Origin of the sequence: Gluconobacter sp. P1D12_c (assembly GCF_018812105.1) — a bacterium.
GTDB lineage: Bacteria > Pseudomonadota > Alphaproteobacteria > Acetobacterales > Acetobacteraceae > Gluconobacter > Gluconobacter oxydans_A.
Map to the genome: position 1 here is coordinate 37,727 of NZ_JACSIQ010000009.1, position 24,627 is coordinate 62,353.

General features: G+C 58.2%; 22 protein-coding genes. 7 read left to right on the forward strand and 15 right to left on the reverse strand.

What is annotated here, in order from left to right:
* Positions 1-36: 36 nt before the first annotated feature.
* From KP705_RS11115 to hrcA, 9 genes are all read right to left on the reverse strand, one after another.
* Positions 37-1,284, reverse strand: coding sequence for a hypothetical protein (locus KP705_RS11115; RefSeq protein ID WP_046900239.1), 1,248 nt, complete (start codon positions 1,282-1,284; stop codon positions 37-39).
* Between the two features lie 3 nt (positions 1,285-1,287).
* Entirely contained in the window at positions 1,288-1,722 is a 435-nt protein-coding gene (locus KP705_RS11120; protein WP_046900240.1) for a biopolymer transporter ExbD, read from the reverse strand.
* 72 nt (positions 1,723-1,794) lie between these two features.
* Complete coding sequence (locus KP705_RS11125; protein ID WP_046900241.1) at positions 1,795-2,220, reverse strand: biopolymer transporter ExbD; 426 nt, start codon at positions 2,218-2,220, stop codon at positions 1,795-1,797.
* A gap of 4 nt (positions 2,221-2,224) precedes the next feature.
* A complete protein-coding gene (locus KP705_RS11130) occupies positions 2,225-3,304 on the reverse strand; it encodes a MotA/TolQ/ExbB proton channel family protein (RefSeq protein ID WP_080951457.1) in 1,080 nt (359 codons plus the stop codon).
* A 141-nt stretch (positions 3,305-3,445) separates the two neighbouring features.
* A complete protein-coding gene (locus KP705_RS11135) occupies positions 3,446-4,111 on the reverse strand; it encodes an energy transducer TonB (RefSeq protein ID WP_046900242.1) in 666 nt (221 codons plus the stop codon).
* 397 nt (positions 4,112-4,508) lie between these two features.
* Positions 4,509-5,640 (reverse strand): peptide chain release factor 2 gene (gene prfB, locus KP705_RS11140; RefSeq protein ID WP_099213300.1). Its coding sequence is split into 2 segments (ribosomal slippage): positions 4,509-5,570 and positions 5,572-5,640, totalling 1,131 coding nucleotides; the frame shifts between segments, so codons are not numbered across the junction.
* Between the two features lie 40 nt (positions 5,641-5,680).
* Complete coding sequence (locus tag KP705_RS11145) at positions 5,681-8,299, reverse strand: penicillin-binding protein 1A (RefSeq protein WP_215764453.1); 2,619 nt, start codon at positions 8,297-8,299, stop codon at positions 5,681-5,683.
* 85 nt (positions 8,300-8,384) lie between these two features.
* On the reverse strand, positions 8,385-9,275 hold the full coding sequence (locus tag KP705_RS11150; RefSeq protein ID WP_046900245.1) for an aldo/keto reductase: 891 nt from the start codon (positions 9,273-9,275) through the stop codon (positions 8,385-8,387).
* 62 nt (positions 9,276-9,337) lie between these two features.
* Entirely contained in the window at positions 9,338-10,408 is a 1,071-nt protein-coding gene (gene hrcA / locus KP705_RS11155; protein ID WP_046900246.1) for a heat-inducible transcriptional repressor HrcA, read from the reverse strand.
* Positions 10,409-10,491: 83 nt separating this feature from the next.
* On the opposite strand from hrcA, the gene rph reads away from it, so the two are divergent.
* Both rph and rdgB read left to right on the forward strand, forming a co-directional pair.
* Positions 10,492-11,202, forward strand: coding sequence for a ribonuclease PH (gene rph / locus KP705_RS11160; protein WP_046900922.1), 711 nt, complete (start codon positions 10,492-10,494; stop codon positions 11,200-11,202).
* Positions 11,202-11,801: an RdgB/HAM1 family non-canonical purine NTP pyrophosphatase gene (gene rdgB, locus KP705_RS11165; RefSeq protein WP_064274232.1), complete on the forward strand. Its 600-nt coding sequence runs from the start codon at positions 11,202-11,204 to the stop codon at positions 11,799-11,801. Before rph ends, rdgB begins: the two co-directional genes overlap by 1 nt.
* On the opposite strand, the gene KP705_RS11170 is transcribed toward rdgB, so the two are convergent.
* The 3 genes from KP705_RS11170 to KP705_RS11180 all read right to left on the reverse strand — a co-directional run bounded on the left by KP705_RS11170 (position 11,779) and on the right by KP705_RS11180 (position 15,801).
* Complete coding sequence (locus KP705_RS11170) at positions 11,779-12,240, reverse strand: hypothetical protein (protein WP_046900248.1); 462 nt, start codon at positions 12,238-12,240, stop codon at positions 11,779-11,781. The two genes, rdgB and KP705_RS11170, sit on opposite strands and share 23 nt — an antisense overlap.
* A gap of 235 nt (positions 12,241-12,475) precedes the next feature.
* Positions 12,476-13,861: an amidohydrolase family protein gene (locus tag KP705_RS11175; RefSeq protein WP_046900923.1), complete on the reverse strand. Its 1,386-nt coding sequence runs from the start codon at positions 13,859-13,861 to the stop codon at positions 12,476-12,478.
* Positions 13,862-13,962: 101 nt separating this feature from the next.
* Positions 13,963-15,801 carry an ABC transporter ATP-binding protein gene (locus KP705_RS11180; protein WP_046900924.1) on the reverse strand — a complete coding sequence of 613 codons (1,839 nt, stop codon included), beginning with the start codon at positions 15,799-15,801 and terminating at the stop codon, positions 13,963-13,965.
* A gap of 121 nt (positions 15,802-15,922) precedes the next feature.
* Here KP705_RS11180 and nth point away from each other — a divergent pair, with 121 nt between their 5' ends.
* On the forward strand, positions 15,923-16,603 hold the full coding sequence (gene nth, locus KP705_RS11185) for an endonuclease III (RefSeq protein ID WP_215764454.1): 681 nt from the start codon (positions 15,923-15,925) through the stop codon (positions 16,601-16,603).
* Positions 16,604-16,609: 6 nt separating this feature from the next.
* On the opposite strand, the gene KP705_RS11190 is transcribed toward nth, so the two are convergent.
* The 3 genes from KP705_RS11190 to KP705_RS11200 form a co-directional block, all read right to left on the reverse strand.
* Entirely contained in the window at positions 16,610-18,694 is a 2,085-nt protein-coding gene (locus tag KP705_RS11190; protein WP_215764475.1) for a ComEC/Rec2 family competence protein, read from the reverse strand.
* Between the two features lie 163 nt (positions 18,695-18,857).
* Complete coding sequence (locus KP705_RS11195) at positions 18,858-19,583, reverse strand: NADPH-dependent F420 reductase (protein WP_211499090.1); 726 nt, start codon at positions 19,581-19,583, stop codon at positions 18,858-18,860.
* The gene (locus KP705_RS11200) at positions 19,580-20,167 is read right to left on the reverse strand and encodes a hypothetical protein (protein ID WP_064274299.1); all 588 of its coding nucleotides are present in this window, start codon (positions 20,165-20,167) and stop codon (positions 19,580-19,582) included. Before KP705_RS11200 ends, KP705_RS11195 begins: the two co-directional genes overlap by 4 nt.
* Positions 20,168-20,367: 200 nt before the next feature.
* Between KP705_RS11200 and gltX the strand changes: the two genes are divergently transcribed.
* Genes gltX through plsY form a run of 4 tightly spaced genes read left to right on the forward strand, consistent with a single transcriptional unit; the run spans position 20,368 to position 24,602 of the window.
* Positions 20,368-21,771: a glutamate--tRNA ligase gene (gene gltX / locus KP705_RS11205; protein WP_046900250.1), complete on the forward strand. Its 1,404-nt coding sequence runs from the start codon at positions 20,368-20,370 to the stop codon at positions 21,769-21,771.
* Positions 21,764-22,705: an aspartate carbamoyltransferase catalytic subunit gene (locus KP705_RS11210; protein ID WP_046900251.1), complete on the forward strand. Its 942-nt coding sequence runs from the start codon at positions 21,764-21,766 to the stop codon at positions 22,703-22,705. The genes gltX and KP705_RS11210 overlap by 8 nt, the downstream gene beginning before the upstream one ends.
* Positions 22,702-23,976 carry a dihydroorotase family protein gene (locus tag KP705_RS11215; protein ID WP_046900252.1) on the forward strand — a complete coding sequence of 425 codons (1,275 nt, stop codon included), beginning with the start codon at positions 22,702-22,704 and terminating at the stop codon, positions 23,974-23,976. The genes KP705_RS11210 and KP705_RS11215 overlap by 4 nt, the downstream gene beginning before the upstream one ends.
* The gene (plsY, locus tag KP705_RS11220) at positions 23,973-24,602 is read left to right on the forward strand and encodes a glycerol-3-phosphate 1-O-acyltransferase PlsY (RefSeq protein WP_046900253.1); all 630 of its coding nucleotides are present in this window, start codon (positions 23,973-23,975) and stop codon (positions 24,600-24,602) included. Before KP705_RS11215 ends, plsY begins: the two co-directional genes overlap by 4 nt.
* Positions 24,603-24,627 lie beyond the last annotated feature (25 nt).

Below are 24,627 nucleotides of genomic sequence, written 5' to 3' on the forward strand. Positions count from 1 at the left end.
CCGGCGTTTTCCTTGAACTTGTAGCTCTTATCCAGCTCAGTGAGCGGCAGGACGAGACAGCAAGAGAGCCCAGAGCTCAGCAACATCCTTTGCAGGACCATTACCGGCAATGGATTCAAAGGTTTTGATGGCATCAGCCTTATGGCCTGCATCCATCTGAGCCATGCCAAATTCGACCTGAGCCAGATCCGGATAGTGCGGATTTTTGCCCAGGCCCGTTTTCATCAGGGCAAGACCCTGATCAGCCTGACCGTTCAGAACGAGATTATAACCCGCTGTCAGAGCAGGACCGGCAGAAGGATCTGTGGCAGCAGAAGCAGCAGCCTGCGCAAGCTGTGCACGATCGGCAGCAGCACGCTGTGCAACAAATGCGTGGAACTTTGCATCGCCAGCAGCTGTCGGACCGTTACCCAGAGACTTGTTGGCGTAGCCCTGATTGAGCAGGTTCAGCGCAAGCTGGGGCAGACCCAACTGCACAGCGCGCTCGCCCATATCCTGATAATCAGACGGATCCTTCAGGACACCCGTCGCCAGACGCAGACGCTCAACATAGAAGACCAGCGGCGGTGCCAGATTAGGATTTGCGACCAGATCATGGATCAGCATCGCCCAATAATCAGGCTTGGAATAATACTTGGCCAGCAGGACGTAGGCGTGCGTCTTGGCGTCCGCATCCTTCAGATTCGTATAAGCCGTGGCAAGCATCTGAAGCTGATTTTCGGCAGGAATCTTACCTGCCTTGATCGTCTCGTCCACCTGCTCCTGAGCAGCCTTGGCCGTTCCCTTCCAGTCACCCTGAAGATAGTAACACTGGATCAGCATGGTCTGCATGCGCGGATCGGGCCCGTGCTCATGCAGATAGCGCTCGGTCGGTGGAATGGCAGCCGCATAGTTTTTGGCGCCATAAGCCATGGTGGCCTGAGCCATCAACATTTGACCCTTGGCAGCCTTCGGCGTGCGAGAGCTGTTGATGAGCACATCGTACGCCTTCGTTGCCGCAGCCACGTTACCGGACTGAGCGGCAACCGCTGCACGCATCTGGGCAATGGTGTAGGATTCGTAATCCGTCTTGCCCTTGACCGCATCTGCGGCATCAACCGCAGCCATGGCTTTTTCATAGCTCTTCGCGGCAAGAGCACTCTGCGCCTGCTGAAGATCCTTGCCGACAGCTTGGCCCAGCACATCATCAGCGTGGGCGGCAGGCCCAGCAACAAGAGCTGCACCAATAGCGCCAGCCAGCAGAAGGGAGCGGGCGCTCAGACGGCGGTTAAGGGACAAAGACACGAATTACTGTCCTTCCATGAACTGATCCAGACCGACGATACCCAGCTTGGTCACGCCGAGACGCTGAGCGTCAGCCATGACGTGGGCAACCGTTTTATAATCGGCAAGACGGTCAGGATGAATGTGGACTTCAGGCTGATCACCTTCAGCAGCAGCGGCCTGGAAATGGGCCTGGAGTGCTGCTTCCGAGCTGACCGGCTCGCTGTTCCACGAAATGCTGTTGTCGTAGTTGATGCTAACAGTCACCAGCTTGGGCTGTTCGGTAGACGGCGGAGGATTGCCCTGAGGCAGATCGATCGCCACCGAATGTGTCTGCAGCGGGATGGTGATGATCAGCATGATCAGCAGCACCAGCATCACGTCGATCAACGGCGTGGTGTTGATATCGACGATACCTTCGTCTTCGTGCGTGCTGTCCGATCCGACGCTCATGCCCATGACGGCGGTTCTCCAAAAGGGTGACTTGAAAGAGGTTGCCGGACCGTTTTTCTATAACGGCCCGGCAGACCTTCAGTTCGTGTGGGGCTGCTCGGTGATGAAGTCCACGTGAGCGATACCAGCTTCCTGAGCCGTAGCGACCACTTGGCCAACTGCCAGATACTTGGCAGCACCGTCACCACGGATTTGGACCTGCGGCTGAGGCTTCTGCTTGGCCACATCTACGAGGCGGTTCAGCAGATCCTGATGCGTAGGGACCAGTGTGGTGTTCCAGAAAACCTGGCCATTCGCAGTCACTGCCAGAACAACGTTTCCTGGCTTGGTCTGTGTCGGCTGATTTGCATCAACCGGCAGCTTGACCTTCACGGTATGCGTGGCGACTGGGATGGTGATCAAGAAGATGATCAGCAGCACCAGCATGACGTCGACGAGGGGGGTGGTGTTGATTGCCGACACCACCTCGTCGTCACCGCCGCCTCCTCCGACGTTCATTCCCATAGTATCAGACCCGCTGGCTGGTGGTGATGGTGGTCGGAGCTGACATGCCGCCGTCTTCCGGAGACACGCCGTGACGGAAGCCACCGATCAGGACAGACTGGACGTCTGCAGCGAAGTTGCGAACGCGATCCATAGCGCCCTTGTTACGGCGAACGAGCAGGTTGTAACCCAGAACAGCCGGAACAGCGGTTGCAAGACCGATTGCCGTCATGATGAGGGATTCACCCACCGGACCAGCAACCTTGTCGATGGATGCCTGGCCTGCGATGCCGATGGCGGTCAGAGCGTGGTAAATACCCCAAACCGTACCGAACAGACCGACGAACGGAGAGGTGGAACCCACCGTACCGAGGAACGCGAGGCCGCCCTGAAGACGCGTGTTGATGGTGTCAACGGAGCGTCCGATGGACATTTCCGTCCAGGAGTGCAGGTCGATCGCATCACGCATGGAACCTTCGTGGTGCTCTGCAGCAACGATACCGGTTTCAGCAATGTAACGGAACGGAGAAGAAGCCTTCAGGGACGCAGCGCCAGCCTGAACGGACGGCTTCGTCCAGAATTCACGGGAAGCCTCCTTGGAAGCAGCGAACACACGGCCCTGCTCCAGGAACTTCATGACCATGATGATCCAGGTACCAGCGGACATGATAACCATAATGATCAGAACGCCACGAGCGATCACGTCACCATTGGCCCACAGAGCGCCAAGACCGTATGGGTTGCCCTGCGGAGCCGGAGCTTCAGGAGCGGCCGTTGCGCTTTCACCCGGGGTGGCAGCAGCAGCAGGCGTCTGGTCAGCAGGAGCAGCTGCATCACCGGCGGCAGGTGCCGGAGCGCCAGCATCATTCGGTGCAGAAGCAGCAGGTGCAGCAGACGGGTCCGAGGACGGAGCCGGCGGCACTGCCGACGGGTCGGCCGGAGCGGCAGCCGGAGCACTCTGATCAGCCGGTGCAGGCTGAGCGAAAGCGACGGCCGGTGCGATTGCACCCGAAGCCAGGGCCAGCGTCAGAGCCATGGCGCTGGCCCGGACGGCGCGCGCCTTCGTCGGAACGTCAAGAGCAGGAAGGCGGAACAGTCTGGTCATGAACTCCATATCCTCGTTAGAGATGCCCGTTTTAGGAGCTGTCTGGGGTGCCGGCCATATGGGGACCGGCCCTTTTCCTGAACCTCTCCGAACCACCTGATCCGAAGAGGCAATCTTATTGGACTACTGGCTGACGGACACTTAGTCGCCCATCGTGAAGTCAACGTGCAGAATGTGGTGATGCTCGGTAACCGGAGCGCCGTTAACGACGGCGGGCTGGTACCGGGCTCGACGAAGGAAGTCGAGCGCACTTTCCACAAACTCGTGACCACCGGTGGAGCTGACAATCGCGCAGTTTGCCGTGTGACCGTTCGGAAGAATGTCGCAGGAAGCCGTAACTTTACCTTCACGGTTCTCTTCCTGGGCTTCCTCCGGATACTCCGGCTTGGCGCCGTTGATCGGAGACGCGCCAGCCGTGTGATCAGGCACTGCCGGAGCTGGCGGACCCTGCGGAGGAGCCGGAACAGGCTCAGGTGCAGGCGTCGGGCTCGGCGGAACCGGATGCGGTGGCTTGGCGTGTGTGACCCGCTGGATCGCCTTGGGTGGCGGCGGAACACTGATCTTCGGCGGCGGAATATACGGCGGCGGCGGCTGTTCCATCTGCGGCGGCGGCGGAGGTGGTGGTGGCGGAGGCGGCTTAGGCTGCTCCTTGATCACTTCCGTCTTGATGGGCGGCTTTTCGTGGACGAGTTTGCCCACAGCACCGCTCATGAGCGCATAGATTACCGCGCCCATAGCCAGCACGGCCACGACGATCGCGACAATATAGTCCGTCGGCTTGCGCTGCTGTGCGGCGTAGCTCTTCATGTCGAAACCTTCTTACCCCTCACTGACACCGACAATGGATCCACACCTGTACGGTGCGAGATCTCGACCTTGTGTTTACATCGAGTTCCCTCACCTCACGGACGTGTGATTCGTCTCATGTCGTGAGAACATACCCGATATGCTGATTGGGCAGCCTTCGGGCCATGGTGTCAAGCTGATTATTGCCTGTCCCGAAACGAAAAATTCTCATCTTTCGATCGTCTGGCGCCAATATTCGCAGGAGAGTGGGCGAAAAAGTACACTTTTCCGCTTTTTTTCTGCCTTCAGAAAATCAAATTTCCAAAAACTGTAACAGAATTATAACAAGAAGGCCGGGACAGCGTATTAATTACGCCGCCCCGGCCTTCCGGTTTCGTTTTAATGCGCCAGAGTACTCTTACTGAGCAGAAGCGCTGGCTTCAGATCGTGTTGCCCCGACGCGTTGCGCAAGAGAAGCCGACATGAAGTCGTCCAAGGCACCATCCAGAACAGCGTCCGGATTTCCCTTTTCCACGCCTGTCCGCAGATCCTTGACCAACTGATAGGGTGCCAAGACGTAGGAGCGGATCTGATGACCCCATCCGATATCCGTCTTGGCAGCTTCCGTCTGGGCTGCAGCAGCTTCGCGCTTTTGCAGTTCTGCCTCGTACATCCGGGCCTTCAGCATTTCCATCGCCTTGGCACGGTTGCGGTGCTGTGAGCGATCCGTCTGACAAGCAACAACGATGCCTGTCGGGATATGGGTAATACGAATGGCCGAATCGGTCTTGTTAACGTGCTGACCGCCTGCGCCTGAAGCACGGAAGGTATCCACACGCAGATCCGAATCGTTGATCTCCACTTCAATGGAATCATCGACCACCGGATACACCCAGACAGACGCGAAGGACGTTTGACGACGGGCAGCAGCATCGAAGGGCGAGATGCGGACGAGACGATGCACGCCAGCTTCCGTTTTCATCCAACCATAAGCGTTGAGGCCACTGATCTGGATGGTGGCAGACTTGATGCCCGCCTGCTCACCTTCACTGCTTTCAATGAAGGTCACCTTGTAGCCGTGCTGTTCTGCCCAACGGGTGTACATGCGCAGAATCATCTCGGCCCAATCCTGGGCTTCCGTTCCACCTGCACCGGCATTCACTTCGACGTAGCAGTCATTGCTGTCAGCTTCGCCGGACAACAGACTCTCGATTTCGCGCTTGTGCACATCGGCAGCCAGCCCACGCAGCGTCGCAATGGCCTCCTGCACCAGATCCGTGTCGTTCTCCATTTCTGCGAGCTCGACAAGTTCCAGTGTGCCTTCAACGTCCTGTTCGATCTGTTCAACGCCCTCGATCTGATTGGCGAGCATGGTTCGCTCGCGCATCAGCTTCTGGGCAGCGTCAGAATCATTCCAAAGGTCTGGGTCTTCCGCGCGGTGGTTCAGTTCCGCGAGGCGTGTTGTGGCGACATCCCAGTTAAAGATGCCTCCTCAGCAGTGCCACCGACTGCTTGATCTGTTCGGAGAGGGCTTCGGTCTCAGCCGACATTATAAATACTCCACTTATATATAAGGTGGTTTGGCTGCCCTCAGTACAGGCCGCCTACACCAATGTCACCATCCGATGCCGCAGGTTTCTGGGCCTGAGGCTTGGCATTCGGGGAAGACCCAACACTCGGCGCGCTGGTGTCTGTCATATCGCTCTCGGAATCCGAAATAACCGCATCCGCCCCGGTATCTGCCGCTGTCAGGGCTTCCGTACCAGCACCGAAGCCATGCAGAGCCACCGACGCACCCGGAACCTGATCAGCCTTGAAGCCGTCAGTCGCAGTGATACGGCCGGTGTTGTAGGACGCCAGCGTGATATCGGCCGGAACACGGAAATCTAGCTTCGGCCGGTTGGCGAGCGCCACCTTCATGATCTTGTTCCAGATCGGGCCGGCAATGCGGGCACCATCAGCGTTCCGCCCGAGCGTTTGTGGCGTATCGAAACCGACCCAGACGATCGTGACGATATCCGGCGAAAAGCCAGCAAACCAGGCATCATGGAAATCCTGACTGGTGCCGGTCTTCCCCGCGATGGGACGGTCGATCCCAGCCCCTGCCATGCGACCTGTGCCGTTCGCAATGACGTCTTTCAGCATGGCGACGATCTGGTAGGAGCTGGCTTCGCTGGCGAGCACGGGACGGCTGTCTGTAATGGAGGGAACCGAAATGCTCCCGGCAACCGGAGCCGCGGGCGGCGTAGGTGTTGCACCAACTTCAGGCGTGACCGGAGCAACTGTGGGGGATGAAGGATCGGCCGCCGGTGGAGCTGGGGGAGCCTGCAACGTTGTTCCCAACGCCAGACCTGGCGCACGCCAGATGATATTGCCCAGACGATCCTGAACGTCATCCATCAGAGTTGGCGACACTACATGACCGCCGTTTGCAATCGTTGCGTAGGCTGCCGTTTCCTTGAGAACCGTTGTCTCGACAGCACCAAGAGCGGCGGGCAAGACATGCGGCATTTCATCCACAAGCCCCGCCTTGATGGCAGTATCTGCAACAGCCTTCATGCCCAGATGGGCGGCCACCCGGATCGTCACGAGGTTCCGGCTTTCACGCAGGGCATCGTGCAGAGTGGTCGGACCCCAGTTGTCGTGCTCGTAGTTCTTGGGGTGCCAGTCGCCGTAAGAGACAGGGGAGTCGTCAAACTTTTCGGACGGCGAAATACCCTGCTCCATGGCTGCCAGATACACAAACGGCTTGAAGGAAGAGCCTGGCTGACGCAGAGCCTGCGTTGCGCGGTTGAACTGACTTTCGTGGAACGACCATCCACCAACCATCGCCAGAACACGGCCTGTATGGACATCCATCGTCACGACAGCGCCTTCGACCTGCGGAATCTGACGCAGGACAACGGATCCACTTTCCTGCGGTTCAATCATGATGACATCTCCGGCACGAAGCGGGTGCATCCGACGTGCCCATGCGATGTCTGTTGCCAGAAGAGGACCAGTCTTCGCTTGGCCTTCCTCATTCCAGCCAACATGAGTTCCGCCAGGAAGAATGACGCCCAGACGCCACTCTCTTAGCATTCCGGCTGGACCGGAGACCTTATCGAGACTTTCTTCCCAGCCTTCTGCGTCAATGCCATCCAGATGGATGACCGGGCCACGCCAACCGCCGCGGCTCCGATCGTAATCCATCAGACCTTCATGCAGCAGCTTTGTCGCTGATACCTGAAGGGGCTGATCCAGACTGGTATGAACTTCAAGGCCGCCTTGAAGAGCGCGATCCTGACCATACAAACTGATGAGCTGACGCCGGACCTCGGCCCCAAACCATTCTGAATCCGGCAAAGGTCCAAACCGCTGCTTCTTCTGCGGGACCAGTGGCTCCTTCTTGTCTTCCTGAGCCTGCTCGCGGGAGATGACGCCGTTATCGGCCATCAGATCCAGAACAAGATTTCGGCGCATCAAGGCTGCGTCAGGATGAAGGAACGGATTGTAGTGTGTCGGGGACTTCGGAAGGGCCGCCAGTGACGCGGCTTCTGCATCATTCAGCTGGTCGAGAGGCTTGTTGAAATAGGTCTGGGCCGCGGCGGCGACACCGAAAGAGCCGTTCCCCAGATCCGCCCAGTTCAGATAGATCTCAAGAATCTTGTCTTTGGACAGCACCTGCTCCATTTTTACGGCAAGCAGGGCTTCCTTGATTTTACGATCAAGTGTGCGGGCATTGCTGTTAAGCAGCATCCCACGCGCAACCTGCTGCGTAATGGTGGACGCACCGACAGCACGGCGCCCATGGCGGGCGAAAACGTCCGTTACGCCTGCACGGGCAATGGCCATCACATCCACACCACCATGGGTGTAGAAATTGTGATCTTCCGTTGCGAGGAAGGCGCGCTTTACCCGATCCGGAATCGCTTCCAGCGGAACGAAAATACGCCGCTCATTGGCAAGCTGAGCCATCAGGCGATCATCAGACGCATAGATGCGACTGACGGTCGGGGGCTGATAGGCTCTCAGGCTGTCCACACTTGGCAGATCAGCCACGAGTTTGGCGTAGGTGGTCCAACCCAAGATACCCGCACCCGCAACACCGACCAGCCCGACACCGGCGACGATGGCAAGAGACTGACGGAAACGGCGGAAACGGGGCCCGCGGGGCACACTGGCCCTGGGGTCCTGCGGATTACGGGAGCGAATGGAACGGCGCGTCATACAAACTGCATAGCACTGAAACGAGCCGTTCGTCGCCCCCACTGAAAAGGGTCATTTTGTGACAGTTTACGGCGGCTCGTGATCGTTATGATCCGGTGGCGGATTTCTTCCACACCTCTTCACCCTGCCGATTCAGAGTAGCAAACTCTTCATCGTTGAGATTCAGGGAGGCTGCCCGAACATTAGAGGCCAGATGGGCTCTGCTTCCGGTCCCCGGAATGGGCAACATGACCGGCGACCTTTTCAGGAGCCACGCCAGGGCAATCTGCCCTGCATCTGCATGATGTCGATGCGCGATCTTGTCCATGTCCGTACCGGGCTTGGCGAGTTCTCCGGCAGCCAGAGGCGCCCAGGGAATGAAACCGATGTTTTCCTTGGTACAGAAATCCAGAACGTCTTCGGACTTGCGGTCCACAAGATTGAAGCGGTTCTGAACCGTTGAGACCGGGAAGTATTTCTGCGCGAGCTTGATGTCTTTCACGCTCACTTCCGACAGACCTACGTGTCGGATCAGGCCTTCTTCGCGGAACTTCGCAATTGCCTCGAACTGCTTCTCTGCCGGGCAATCTGGTCCAATCCGATGCAGCTGCCAGAGATCAATGTGCTCCACGCCCAGCCGTCGCATGGACATCAACACGCACTGCCTCAGATAGTCCGGGTTTCCGACTGGCTTCCAGATGTCTGGACCATGCCGTGTCAGGCCGCCCTTCGTCGCAATGACCATCTTTTTGTAAGGATAAAGCACTTCACGGATCAGGTTTTCCGAGACGAACGGACCGTAAGAATCCGCGGTATCAATAAAATCCACCCCGAACTTCGGGAGGCTTTCAAGGGTCTGGACCACTTCTTCGTGGTCTGGAGGTTCATCCCAGATGCCCTTGCCGGTAATGCGCATCGCCCCAAACCCGAGGCGGTGGACCTTGAGATCACCACCAATGAGGAACGTACCGGATTTCTTTGCGTCAATCGTAGCCATGGACTCTTTCCTTTCCGATGGACGCAGGATTCAACAGCGCAAAGGCGGAAGGGTTGCAGTCACTATCCCAGCAGGCGTCCGACCATCCGGGCCGTGTAATCCACGACGGGTACAATTCGCCCGTAATTCAGGCGCGTTGGCCCGATGACACCAATGGCACCCACAATTTTCTGGGCTTCATTACGGGCTGGCGCGACGATCATGGACACGCCCGACATTCCAAACATTCCGCTCTCACTGCCGATATAGATTCGCACGCCTTCCGAAGCGTCTGCCAGTTGCAGGAGCTGAAGCATGGTCTCCTGCGTTTCGAGATGATCGAACAGCATACGGATCGTGGTGAGTCGTTCGATCTCGGTGATATCCGCCAGCAGCTTGCCCTGCCCCCGAACGAACAGCGTTCCACCATCAGCGTCCCACGTGGCCAGACCACTTTCGATGACGCTGGCGGTCAAAGCATCAAGTTCATGGCGGTTGACGTCCATTTCCTTGCTGACACGCTCTTTCAGAGTGCCAAGCGTCAGATCTCCCAGGTGAGCGTTAAGATAGTTGCCAGCCTCGACCAGGGCAGAATGCGGTAGTCCTGCTGGGGTTTCGATGATGCGATTTTCCACCTGGCCGTCTGAACTGACCAGCACCACGAGAACACGTCCCGGACCGAGCGCAACAAACTCAATATGTTTGAGCGTCGCGTCAGATTTAGGGGCCAGCACCAGACCTGCTGCGGATGACAGACCCGACAGCATGGACGATGCTTCCGCCAGCGTCTCCTGATAGGACCGGCCATGAATTTCCAGCCGACTGTCGATACTGGCTCGATCTTCGTCAGTCAGGGCACCGAATTGAAGAAGACCTTCCACGAAGAGTTTAACACCCTTCTCGGTCGGCAGACGCCCTGCGGACACATGAGGGCTGAACAACAGTCCGGCCCGGCCAAGATCTGCCATGACGTTGCGGATCGTCGCGGGAGACAGAGACAGATTCAAGCGCTGCGCCAGAGTACGACTGCCGATTGGCTCCCCTGTTTCAACGTATTCTTCAACGATTTCCCGCAGGATCGCAGCTTCCCGCTCTCCCAATCCGGAAGCAAAGGAGTTCGGCATGCGGAAGAAGGAAGGGTCAGGTCTGATCATGGTAAAACTGTATGTCGGGGCTGGAAGGCTTCTCGTCAAACGCGGTAGAGGCAGGGTTCGGTTCTGAGAGAGGATTTTTTCGCATGACAAAGCGCCCATCCGGACGCGCCTGTGACGAAGGTCGCGCCATTTCCATCCAAACAGGCTTTGCCCGACATGCGGAAGGTTCAGCACTTATCCGTGTGGGTGGAACGGAAGTTCTGTGCACGGCGTCTCTCGAAAATCGTGTCCCACCATTTTTGCGCAACAAGGGTCAGGGCTGGATTACGGCCGAGTATGGCATGCTTCCGCGCGCAACCCATCAGCGTGGCAACCGTGAAGCGTCCAAGGGCAAGCAGTCTGGCCGGACGCAGGAAATCCAGCGCCTGATTGCCAGATCCCTGCGAGCCTGTGTGAATCTGAAGAAGCTGGGAGAACGGACCATCACGCTGGACTGTGATGTCCTGAACGCTGATGGCGGGACCCGCTGCGCTTCCATTACCGGCGCCTGGGTTGCTCTCTCCATGGCTCTGAAAAAAGCCAATCTGTCCTCAGTCATGACAGCCCAAATTGCGGCGGTCTCCTGCGGCCTGACCTCTGCTGGCGCCGTGCTGGACCTGGATTACGTGGAAGACAGTGCCGCTCAGGCTGACACGAACTTTGTTCTTACCGCAGAGGGTGGCATCGTCGAAATTCAGGGGACGGCGGAAACGTCCCCTTTTCAGGAAACTGAGTTTTTTGAACTGCTGCGTCTGGCCAAGCTGGGCACAGCTTCCCTCTTTAAAGCTCAGACTTCCGCACTGGAGACTTTGTAATGCGTCGCCTGTCCCGTGGGTCAAAAATTGTTCTGGCAAGCCACAATGCCGGGAAACTGCGTGAATTCTCCAGCCTGCTTGCGCAAAGCGGCATCACTGTTGTGTCTGCAGGGGAGCTGAATCTGCCAGAACCGGATGAAACGGCAGACACATTTACAGGCAATGCTGAAATCAAGGCTTTGGCGGCGGCCCGTGCATCTGGTTTGCCAGCCTTGGCGGATGATTCCGGCTTTTGCGTCTCGGCACTTGGCGGCCAGCCTGGCGTTTATTCGGCACGATGGGGTGGCCCTGCAAAGGACATGACTGTTGCCATGGAGCGTGTGCATCGCGAAATGGGTGAAACGTCAGACCATGCAGCATCATTCGTGGCGGCTCTTTGCCTGGCATGGCCAGACGGCGAAACACATTCCGTGGTTGGGGAATGCCATGGCCAGACAGTCTGGCCTCCGCGTGGGGATCATGGTCACGGCTATGATCCGATGTTTGCACCAGAAGGCGAAAGCCGGACCTTCGCAGAAATGGGCGAGCACGAGAAAAACGCGATCAGTCACCGCGGCCGCGCGCTCACCCTTTTCCTTACTGAATGTGTGGAAGGTTGAACTCTACGCTCGCCGAACAGGAGAGCTGCGAACTCTCCTGTTCCAGATGATAGGGCCCTTTTGAACAGACCTCCACGGACAGCATGCCCGTTTCCCTTCCCAGAACATTTTCGAGTTCCAGGTGAGCACGCCCCTCTGTCCAGCGGGCATCATCGCCTTCGCTCGACGCCCATCCCATACTTTCAGGAAATTTAAGATGTGATGTGAGGCGGTGAGCCCCTCTCGCCGCGTAAAGAGTGATGTCCCGGATCAGGACCCCGCGCTCTTCGCTGCGGCAAGACTGACTGTGCCTGCGAGAGAGAAGCCAGAGTGATTTTATGGGGGTGGAAAGAATAAAAAGGGCATGACTTCCCTGCCAGCGGGCTGGATGGATGAGATATCCATCATCACAAGCAAGGTGGAGGCCGGGATCATTTGTAAGGTAGTCAAAAGAGGACATGCGTTTTCCTGCCGTATGCAGTGATTTTATTGTCCACCGTCGAGCACGCACTTTCCCGACCATGGACAGCTCCATGAAGCAGACTGCAGTCTCTCATCCACACTACATTCCCGCCTGCTTCATAGAAATATTATGTCATGAATCGATCTGGTAACAGTATAAAATCTGGTACCTGCAGAGAAAAACGGTTCGACAGATACTCTTTTGAAATGACAGGAGTCAGGATGAACTCCCGTCAGAGCCCCTGGTGCTTAACAACAGGCCCGTGACTGACGAGAATACCCCGCTGCCACACCTGATCTATCTGATCGATATCTGCGATGCTTTGGTCTGGGGTGCCACGAACGATCAGAAGATCTGCCCTCTTCCCTGTTTTCAGAACACCGCGATCTTCAAGTTCAAGCAGTTCAGCGGCATTTCCAGTCGCCAGATGAATGGCTTCAAGCGGTGTCAGTCCAGCTTCTACCGTCAAGGCAAGTTCGCGATGTTCCGCAAACCCCGGCAAACGCGTTGGAGCAGCCCCTGAGTCTGTTCCAAAGCCCACTTTCACACCTGCCCGATAAAGCGTCAGAAGGTTCTTCTGATTAATCGCAAGCGCAGTATGAGAAGCCGCGACAAGCGGCTTGGAAAGTGTCTGTTTGCGCCAGTCTGCTTCTGAGAGCTGAGCCATCAGGGCAGGATCGATGGCGGCCGCAACGAAGGGAACATTCAAAAGCTCCGGATGCTCTGCAAAAAGGTAATTCGCCTCGTCCAAGCCCAGAGTAGCGATGTACCAAACACCATGGGCCTTCACGGCGTCGATCAGAGCCTGATCAACCGGCTGGTCTCGCACACCATGTGCGAGGATATTGGCTCCTGCATCCACGACAGCTTTGGCAATATCCAGGTCATGAATATGGACCGCCACGCGCGTATTGTGCTGATGGGCTTCGTCTATGACCGCCCGGTATATGTCAGGAGACATCTTCGGAAGCGTCTTGCCATTCGGCACACCGTTCCGGAAATCATCCACCCAGAGTTTCACGAGATCCGTGTGTTCCGCAATCATACGGTCTACGTCCTGACGCGCCTCCTGCGGCGTGGTCGGACGATAAACCTGATCCGGGCCGAGCCCTTTGACCATGGCCGATGGCGGCGCACCATTGGGAGCACCAATGCCCTGATCGACGCCAAACAGATCCGCGCCTGGATTCTTACCCGCGTGCTGCTCCCGCCGCAGATCATCAAAGAGCGGCGATCGATTCAGGCCCAGCGCAGTTACGGTGAGGACGCCGTAATCACTGTACTGCTTCAGAGCCGCCAGAATATTGGCTCGGGTGTAGTTCTCGTTGCTGCCAGACGTTCCCTTGATGATACCGACATGACTGTGGTCGCTGATCAAAGCGGGCAACAGGGTTTTGCCACTGAGATCGACATGTTCGGCTCCTGATGGGGCCGGATCACCGATAGAGACAATTCGTCCATCGTTAATGACGACTGTGACGTTCTCACGGACAGGGTCTCCTGTTCCATCGATCAGACGGGCATGATCGAATGCTACAGGTTCTGCCTGCGCGGTGCAGGCCATCAACGTCGCCGGTGCGGCCAGCAAAAGCCCAGCGAAAGCAGAACGAAGTGTCATGATGGAATTTTCCCTCAGCAGCATTTAGGCTGAGGGGAAACGTTCTGTTATGCAGAAAAGACCAATACAGTCTCGCAATTGTGAAAAGACCCTAGGAACTTTTAGCCTTCGAGAGACTGAAGCTCGAACAGGCGGCGATAAATACCGCCCTCCTGAGCTACCAGTTCGGCATGAGTGCCATCTTCCTTCAACTCACCCCGACTGAAGACAAGAATCCGATCCAGCTCCATCACCGTGGAAAGGCGATGGGCCACCACGATGACGGTGCGATTCTGCATCAGGCGGCGCATTGCCTCCTGCACCAGGGATTCAGATTCTGAATCCAGACTGGATGTTGCTTCATCGAAAATAAGGATGGGTGCATCTGCAAGGAATGCCCGGGCAATCGCGACACGCTGACGCTCACCGCCCGAGAGCTTGACCCCGCGTTCGCCGACCATCGTGTTGTAGCCTTCCGGCAGACGCTCAATAAAGGCTGCTGCGTTGGCCTGACGCGCTGCTTCCTTGATGTCTTCGATGGATGCCGAAGGCCGGGCATAGGCGATATTCTCAGCCAGCGTCCGGTGAAACAGCACAGGTTCCTGTGGCACAATGGCAATATGCGACCGCAGGGAATCCTGCGTGACATGCGCGATGTCCTGCCCATCAACCGTGATGCGTCCACTGTTCACATCATACAGGCGTTGCAGAAGCTTCGTGAGGGTCGTCTTTCCAGATCCACTCGGCCCCACGAGGGCCACACGTGATCCCGGCGCAATATCGATCGTGAGGTCCTGATAAAGAGGTTTGTCCTGCCCCGGGTACTGGAACGTCACGTTATCGAAGTGGACTTCGCCCTGCGTAAACCGTGCAGTCTGAGCGTCTGGTGCATCCTGAATAGCCGAATCCCGGCGGAAGATGGCGATCAGCTCTTCCATCTCATTGACGGAACGCTGCACCTGACTGACCTGCTGACCAAGATCCCGAAGATATCCCTGCACGAGAAACATCATTGTCAGAACATATGCGACGTCACCCGGACCGGCCTTGCCCTGCCACCACAGCATGACGGCAAGCCCGATCATGAGCATCCGCATCACGAGAGAAGCCAGCGCCTGAATATTGGCGCTATTGGTGCCGCGCAGCCATGTCCTCAGGGTACGTCCGCGCCAGCCTTCGACGATGGTGTCCAGCCGCTGCTCTTCCCGCTTTTCAGAGCCGAACGCTTTGACAACCGGATTGCAGGTAACGGAATCCGCGATGGCTGCACCCATTTTCGTGTCCCATTCATTGGACGAACGGGCACTGGGCGCAACGTAACGAAGCGTCAGGATAATTGAGAGCCAGGCAAACAGCACGACCGAAACCGCAAGGACCGATCCCATAAGGGGAGAACGGAACATGAGGACGGCCGTAGTGCCACCGAGCACCAGAACCTCTGGCCCGATCATCAGCAGCAGGGTGTCGTCCAGTGTGTCGATAGCCCACATGCCTCGGGTCAGGCGGCGAACCGTCGATCCGGCAAAGGTATTGGCGTGCCAGTCGGTTGAGAATCGCTGCACGCGGGCAAAGGCCTGATTGAGGACCTTGTGCATGATTGCCAGCGTCAGATGTGAAATCCCGACAAAAGACGACCGACGACCAAACAGCCCAATCAAGCCAAGCGCAATTAATCCTCCCACCATGAGGAACGCATCATTACGCAGGCTCAGAAGCTCATCGGTTTTCGGGATGGTTGGCCCGGCGGCGTGTTTGGAAATATCCGAGACGAGGCGACCAGCCAGAATCGGTGTGACGACGTCTGCCAGTGTGGCGAGCGCCACACCAGAGAGTGTCCAGGCCAGCAGCGCTGGATGTGCCAGCCAGCGGCGGCAGACAAAGGACAGGACTTCTGTAAAGGAAACGTCGATTTTCCGGCCTTCCTGTTTCTGGCCGGTGAGTTGCGTAGAAGTATCGGACACGAAGAGCTCCGCCGTCTTGTCCCTCAAGGACAACGGCCTGATGGCATGAAATTTTCAGATGTTTCGCGTATCTTGCCGGACAGTCCGGATCAGACGCAACAGCCCGCGCGGAGTTTCAGCCATGACAGACGCCCCCAGACCCATGAGCAAGGCCTCGGCCAAGGCTTTCATTACAGCACTGGCCGAAGCCAACCCGGATGCGGAAAGTGAGCTGATCTTCCGCAATACGTTTGAGCTTCTGGTGAGCGTGGTTCTGTCGGCTCAGGCCACGGACAAGTCCGTCAACAAAGCCACCAAGGGGCTGTTTGAACACGCGCCTGATCCGAAAAGCATGGCGGAACTTGGGGAAGCCGGGATCGCACAATATATCAAGACGATCGGCTTATGGCGCGCGAAGGCGCATAATGTGGCCCTACTGTGCGAGCAGCTTCTGGAACGACATGGCGGGGAAGTCCCTGCTGATCGCAAGTCTCTTGAGGCGCTGGCGGGTGTGGGGCGGAAGACGGCCAACGTTGTGATGAATGTCGCGTTTGGCGCCGATACCATGGCGGTTGATACGCATATTTTTCGCATCGGGAACCGGACCGGGCTGGCTCCGGGGAAAACAACCCGGCAGGTTGAGGATGGTCTGGTAGCGCGTATCCCCAAGGATATGCTGCGGCCAGCTCATCACTGGCTGATCCTGCATGGGCGTTATGTTTGTAAGGCCCGTGCGCCGGAATGCTGGCGCTGCCCGGCGACACAATGGTGCCTGTATCCGGACAAGCGTCTCACCCCGCCCCGTACAAAAGAGGCGGCCTGATTGAAGCTACTCTGCCTCAGCCAAGGGCAGATTGGGCATTCCGTGTGAGCCTATGGCAGGAACCCAGGGACGGCTCCCACGCCAGCTTCGATCCGAGACGAGCTCTGGACCGCCTCGATGGAGAGAGACCGCATAGGCGCCATTTCTCCAGACCGAAAAACGGTCAATAAACGGAACTCCGGGGCAGGCATTACGGGCCGGAGATGCACTCACGAACAAGCTTATTCCCTGACAGTCCTGCTCAGACGGGAGACGAGCGCCATCCAAGTTATCTTTGGCTCGCAGCAACACCGTCTGGCCATTGAGTGAGACACGGCAGAGACCCGTCATACAGTCAGGTGGCAGGGAGCCTGTTGGTAGAGCCAGCGCCCGTTCCCAGTCCTGAAGCGCCAGGTTTTCGAGACTGCCATGAGGACCAACCATCAGAACGCCGTCGTCCCTCAAGGCAAGCAACCCTGCATTAGCGGAAACCAGAAGGTCCGGATGAGGCGCCATCCAGATGGAGAGAATTCCCACACCAATAGGCCCTAATCCAACGAGGCGAGACCACCCCTTCCAGAGGCACAACCAGCACAGCCCGAGAAGCAAGGCAGCAAGCCCCCAGCCTGGCATGGCTGGAACAGGTTCGTAAGCAAACGGGAACATCGCAACTGTGTGCGCGATGATCTGAATAATCCGGATGCCCCACCCCATGACGATGAGCGGAAGACCCGAGGCATGCAGTGGCATCAGGAGCAGGGACAGGAGACCTGCGGGCATGATCCAGACGGCGGCCAAAGGAACGGCCAGCATGTTGGCGAGCACGAACCACGGCTGGAAGACACCAAAATGCGCCATGCTGACCGGCAGGGTCGCTATCCCGGCCAGAAGGCTGGTGAGGGACAAGGCAGCCAGATGGGACAGGACGACGCGCCCTGCCCCCCCTTCGCCTCGAAGTCGTACAAGCGGTTCACGCAGAACTTCATACCCGGCGATCAGACCCATCACGGCGGCAAAAGACATCTGAAAAGAAACGTCCAGAACGGAAACCGGAGAGACCAGCAGGATAACGAGCGCAATCAGGGCAAGTGACCGTATGGACAGTGCGCGCCGCCCTGTAACAAGAGCCAGCGTGACCAGTGCCGCCATGCCGAGCGCGCGGACGCTGGGCAGATGAGCACCGGTCAACAGGACATATCCGATACCGGCAAAAAATCCTGAAACTGCTGCGATTTCTCGGCAGGGCCAATACAGTGCCAGACGCTCGAAGGCAGTCAGAAACGCGCGAACAGAAACCGTGACGACAGCCATGACTAACCCAAGATGCAGGCCGGCGACCGCCAGAAGATGCGCCAGCCCGGAGGCAGCGAATTCCTGACGGGTAGAGGCATCAATCCCGCCCGCCTCTCCTGCGAGCAGCGTCGCGGCGATGGCGCCGGTCTGGCCGGGGAGCACGCTTTCGATGCGCGCTTCTATGACTTCTCTCAGTCCCTCCAGGCCTGCCGTCGTGTCTGCACTGTCCACGTGCTGGAGTGTGCCCAAAGCATACCCACTCCCTGCTGAGCCAGAGAACCAGGCTTCCCGCTGCAGATCGCGGCCGCCCGGCCATGACGGAGCCGAAGGAGACCGCAACATTGCCCTGATCTGGACGGTACTGTCCGGTAGTGGGGATGCCGGATCATCATCACGGAGTTTCAAACGCAACGTACGTTTGAGAGGCGCCATTCCTGCGTCGACAGGCGTATCGAACGTCGCCTGCGCCAGAACAATCCGTCTCCCGCCTTCATCACTACCTGGCCTGGGAGGCAGTGCTTCCAGCGCGATAACCTGCCCTGTTACGACAGAGGCTCGCGTTGGCAGAGACGGCATGGGCGGTTGTCGGCGTGTCTGCCATGAGACGTCCAGAAAGCCGATCAAAAACCCTGAAAGTACCGCAAATAGAAACAGTAAGGCCGGACGATTCCGCCAGAACCAGACGGCCACCGCTACGCAGCCCGAAATACCGGATGCAGGCCAAAGAGGAGGTTCGGAGCGGAGTGTCAGATACGTGAGGGCCCCCAAAGCAACCGCCACAGGGAGCCAGCAGAACAGCCGCCGCCCCTGCTCTGCCAAGATCCTCTCAATCAGCGACGGGCGGAAGCCACCACTGGCTGGCGCGTCCAGAGAGGTGTCAAACTCATCAAGCAACAGAGTATCGGCAGGAAATATCGGACGGGTCACGGGCAGAGCGTAACGGATTTTAGTCCATCACGCTCTGCCGTAATTCCTGTGCCCGTCAGTTATGAAGGTGCAGCGCGCTTCTGAGACCCGCAGCGTCCCGTTCCAGCTCAAAACCCGCGCTTCCTGGCTGGAAGAGCCGAGCGCTGGCGAGCCCTCCCGTCACAACAGGGTCGAAACCCGCGGCCTCAACCAGATCCTTGACCTTGAGCACCGCCGCCGTGTCATCACCCGCGATTGGTACGGCGAGACGTGGGTCTGGCCGGTGTGCTTCGGCACGCAGGCTGGTCATGTCGATGGAATTGAAAACCCGTACGACATGCGCAGAGGGAAAATATCGCTGTGTGGTGATGCCTGCGCCATCTCTGAGAGCAACATCAGCAATCCATCCGTCGCGGCCCACATAGGGATTGGCAGGGTCAATTATGACCCTGTCGGTCAATGTCCGGTTCAGATCGCGCCCGAGAGCAGGTATCGCGCCATACGGCACGGCAAGCACTACGACTTTGCCGAAAGCAGCAGCCTGAAGGGGCGTGCCGGCAGACGCCAGTGGCCCGAGCGTCTGCGCCAGAGCTTGGGCGTCCGCAATATTACGGGCGGAAAGCATGACACAGTAACCCGCCTGTACCCACAGGGCTGCCAGCGTTCTGCCAACCTGCCCGGAACCAATAATACCGATTCTTGGGAGTTCACGCTTCGAGTCGGCCATTGCTGCGCTGCCAACGGCAGCCAGTCCGGCAACAGCGGCAAGGAAAGGGCGTCTGCGGAGAGGAAAATTCTTCATGAAGGGTGCCATTCTCGGGACAGAGAACCGCCCTTACCCTGGACGGGGTCGATCGAAGGGAAAGTCAGCGCGTTGATCCGAGCCAGTTGCTCCGCAGACGGTGCACTCCGCAGAATGTCGAAAGACTGGCTCGGGGGATAAGCCCCGATGACTGTGAAATCGTCTGTGGAGCCCACGTTACAGTGACCGGTTCCTGCCGGGAGCAGCGCAACATCGCCACCGCGAACCTCGACTTCCCGCCCTTCAGGGCCGCCAAGAATCAATCTGGCTGAACCGTTAGAGAACCCCAGAACCTCATGGCCCAGACTATGATAGTGATGGAAGGAATAAACCCCATTCCGCCACCGCGCAGGCCAACCGTTCTGACCGAACAGGTGTTCATAGACATCTTCACGGCCCACGCCGCTCTCGAGCACATTTCGATAGAGAATGACGGGTAGATGCTGGTTGTTGGGCACCCATCCATTGGAGCGGAGCATGAAGGTCTCAACCCGTGCGGAAGACGCAGCGGCCTTCCGGATGCGGCCACTCCCCAGAGTCAGCCCGACCCCCGTCAGCATGGCGTTGAAATCTCGCCTGTCCATGATCACCCCCAATGGAAATACTGAAGGCAGGATAGGGAACGCATCCTTGGTGCAGGAAATCACACACGCTTGAAAAACCGGGTTTTTCTTCATGTAACGGCCTTGTGACACCTAAAGGCAACACATTGCAAAAGAGTGACACACTTCATGGTCGAAGGATGCGGATGGCCCGTGCCGCATGACCATGATATGAGAGCCGCATGACCATCCGTACGCGCTTTGCACCCTCCCCTACGGGCCTGCTGCATGTTGGTAATGCCAGGGCTGCTCTGTTCAATTTCCTCTTCGCACGCCATCACGGTGGCGAATTCCTGTTGCGGATTGAGGACACTGACAAGGAACGTTCCACGCAACGTGCGGTGGACGTCATCTTTGATGGCCTTGCCTGGATGGGAATTACGGCCGATGCCGAACCCGTTTTCCAGTCAGCCCGTCAGGATCGCCATACGGAAGTCGCTCTTGAGCTTCTGGCCAAAGGCGAAGCCTACAAGTGCTATTGCACGCCAGAAGAACTGACAGCCATGCGCGAGAAGGCCATGGCCGAGAAGCGTCCGCCCCGTTACGACGGCACCTGGCGTGACCGTGATCCGTCCGAAGCGCCGGAAGGTGCGCCTTATGTGATTCGCCTGAAGGCACCACGTGAGGGCGAGACCGTCATCAAGGATCTGGTGCAGGGCGAAGTCCGCGTTGCGAACGTGGAAATGGATGACCTGATCATCCTGCGCTCCGACGGTACGCCGACCTACCTGCACGCCGTGGTCTGTGATGACCATGACATGAAGATTACCCATGTCATGCGCGGTGATGACCATCTGACGAACACCTTCCGTCAAGCCATGATCTACCGCGCGATGGGCTGGGATCTCCCGCACTTCGCCCATCTACCGCTGATTCACGGCCCGGATGGCGCCAAGCTGTCCAAGCGTCACGGCGCGCAGTCCGTCGTGGACTTCCGCGAGGAAGGCTATCTGCCGGAAGCCCTGTGCAACTACCTGCTCCGTCTGGGCTGGGGCCATGGTGATGCTGAGGTTCTGTCCCGTGAAGAACAGATCAAGCTGTTCGATCTGGATGGCGTCGGTCGCTCCCCGTCCCGTATGGATTACGTAAAGCTGGCTCACCTTAATGGTGTCTGGATGCGTCAGGCTGACGATGAGCGTCTCACAAACGATGTTCTGGAGCGTCTGCAAGGCCGTGAAGGCGTTGTTGCTGATGACCGCACGCGTGCCCGTATTCTGGCCATGATGTCCGGCCTTAAGGAACGCGCCAAGACGCTGGTCGAACTGACGGATAACGCAGCCTTCGCAGGCTTCACACTTCCGCTGACCTTTACGCCCAAGGCTGAGAAGCTGCTGGACGAGAACGGTCGTAAGGTTCTTGAAGGCGTCGGGCATGATCTGGCAGCTCTGCAGGATTTCACAGCGGAAGCCATCGACAGTGCCCTCCGCGCCTATGCCGAGAAGAACGAGTTGAAGCTTGGGTCCGTAGCTCAGCCGCTCCGGGCAGCAATGACAGGGTCCACGACATCTCCGGGCATTGACCTGACGCTGGCGGCTCTTGGCCGTGACGAGGTTCTGGCCCGCATTGCGAGTGTGCTCAGTGCCTGAGCGGCCATCCGTCCCCCGGCATCTGCTGGGAATCGAGGGGCTGACAGCGGGGCAAATTGCTCCGTTCCTCGATCTGGCGGAGAGCTATGCACTCCTGAGCCGTTCCCGTTCCGCACCACGTGATGCGTTGCGGGGCCGGACAGTCATCAATCTGTTCTTCGAGGACAGCACCCGGACCCGCACCAGTTTCGAACTGGCAGGCAAACGCCTTGGCGCAGACGTCATCAACATGACGGTCGCGACCAGCTCGGTGAATAAGGGCGAGACGCTGCTGGATACGGCATCCACGCTGAATGCCATGCGCTGCGATCTTCTGGTCGTGCGTCATGGCCAGTCCGGTGCGCCTGCCCTGCTGTCCCAGAAGGTCGAAGCCAGCGTGGTGAATGCTGGCGATGGCACGCATGAACATCCAACTCAGGCTTTATTGGATGCTCTGACCATCCGTCGTCATTTCGGGCGGCTGGAAGGTCTGACCATTGCGATCTGCGGAGATGTGGGTCACAGCCGGGTCGCGCGATCCAATATCCATCTCCTGACCGCAATGGGAAATACAATCCGCTTGGTTGGGCCGCCAACGCTTTTACCGTCCGCCATGGCAGAGCTTGGGAACGTCACGCTGTATTCGGACATGGACGAGGCCCTGAAGGGCGCAGACGTCGTCATGTCCCTGCGGCTTCAGAAAGAGCGCATGGGCGCCGGTCTCGTACCAAGCTCGCGCGAATATTTCCGCTTTTTCGGTCTGGATAGCCGCCGTCTGGCACTGGCTAACCCGGGCGCGCTGGTCATGCATCCCGGCCCCATGAACCGAGGTGTCGAGATTGCCTCTGATGTAGCAGATTCAGACCAGAGCGTGATTGCCGAACAGGTAGAAATGGGTGTGGCGGTGCGTATGGCCGTTCTTGATCGCCTGTCACGCGCACGGATGCCCTCATGACGATTACTGTTTTTGAAAATGTCCGTCTGGTCGATCCAGCATCTGGCCGAGATGGCATCGGACGCCTGACGGTTGAAGACGGCCGCATCGCCGCTATCGACACCCCCGAGACGCCAGAAGGCGCGCGCGTGATTAATGGTCAGGGTGCAGTTCTGTGCCCTGGGCTTGTGGATATGCGTGTCGCCTTGGGTGAACCGGGCTTTGAGTATCGTGAAAGCGTCAAGTCAGGTGCGCGGGCTGCCGTAGCGGGTGGGATTACCACCATGGCCGTTCTCCCCAACACATCTCCAGCGATAGACAATCCGGCTTTGGTGCATCTTTTGAAGGTGCGCGGCGAAGAGACGGGTATGGTCTCCATTCACCCTTATGGCGCGCTGACGCGTGGCTGCGAGGGCGGAGACATGGCGGAGCTGGGCCTTTTGCAAGATGCAGGAGCTGTTGCTTTTACCGATGGCACGCGTGCCATCACAGACGCCAAGCAGATGCGCAATCTGCTGTCCTATTCCCGCTTCCTTGACGCGCTGGTTGTGCAGCACCCGGAAGAGCCTTCGCTCGCCAAGGGCGCTTGCGCGACCGCCAGTGCGCTGGCAGTCCGGCTAGGCCTACCGCAGGTTCCGGCCGCTGCTGAGGCGATCATGATTGCCCGCGATCTTCGTTTGGCCGAGATGACTGGGGCGAGACTGCATTTCGCACACGTCTCTACCGCCGAAGGGCTGGATCTGATCCGAACAGCCAAAACACGTGGCGTCAAAGTAACATGTGACACAGCGCCTCCTTATTTCGCCATGACGGAAGAAGACATTGGGGACTTCCGTACCTACGCGAAATTCTCCCCACCGCTCCGTGCAGAGTCGGACCGGGCAGCTGTATGTGCTGCGCTTGCTGATGGTACGATTGATGCCGTGGCATCTGATCACGCCCCGGCAGATGCGGACGACAAACGTCTTCCGTTCGCGCAGGCGCGTGCAGGTGGGACAGGTCTTGTCACGCTCCTGGGTGTGACACTGGGTGCAGGGCTGCCTCTGATGGATGCCCTGCGTCTTGTCACCTGTGCTCCTGCCGCTCTTCTGGGTATTTCGGCTGGAACACTGGCAATTGGTCAGGATGCCGATCTCTGCATGTTCGATCCTGACGCCGTCTGGGAAGTGACGGCTGGCGAACTGCCGGGCCGGGCGCAAAATACGCCGTTTGATGGTCAGAAGCTGACAGGACGGGTCCTGCGGACCTTCCGACGGGGCCGCGAGGTCTTCACGGCTGAGGGCTTGGCATGACGCTGTCTCATCCCAATCTGCTGCTTGTCGCCACAGTCGCGTATGTTATCGGGAGCATCCCGTTCGGGCTGATTTTAACGGCTCTCGGTGGCGGTGGAGACATTCGCCAGATTGGTTCCGGGAATATCGGCGCCACCAATGTCCTGCGGACCGGTCGCAAGGGCTTGGCAGCGGCCACCCTTCTTCTGGATGCCCTCAAAGGGGCGCTGGCAGTCTTTCTGGCGCTTCGGTTCGGTGGTGGCCCGCCGTCACTCGCCATGGCCGTAGCGGCAGTCTCTGTGGTGGTCGGACACTGTTTTCCCGTCTGGCTGGGATTCAGGGGCGGCAAGGGCGTTGCCACGGGACTCGGGACAATCTGGGTTCTATGTTGGCCTGTTGGTGTGGCGTGCTGCGTGGTCTGGCTCGCCGTAGCGCGGATAAGCCGGATTTCGTCGGCTGGAGCGCTTTCAGCATTTCTTGTCGCGCCGATTTTGATGGTTGTCGTGCTGGGCCGGGGTGCCAGTTCTCCCATTCCTGTCGCGACTTTTCTCATCGCCCTCCTGATTTGGGTGCGACACTATAGCAATATAGTCCGTCTGCTGACGGGCAACGAACCTCGGGTGAACGCCAAGACAAAATCATCCTGATTTTAAGCAACCGTTAATGAAATTC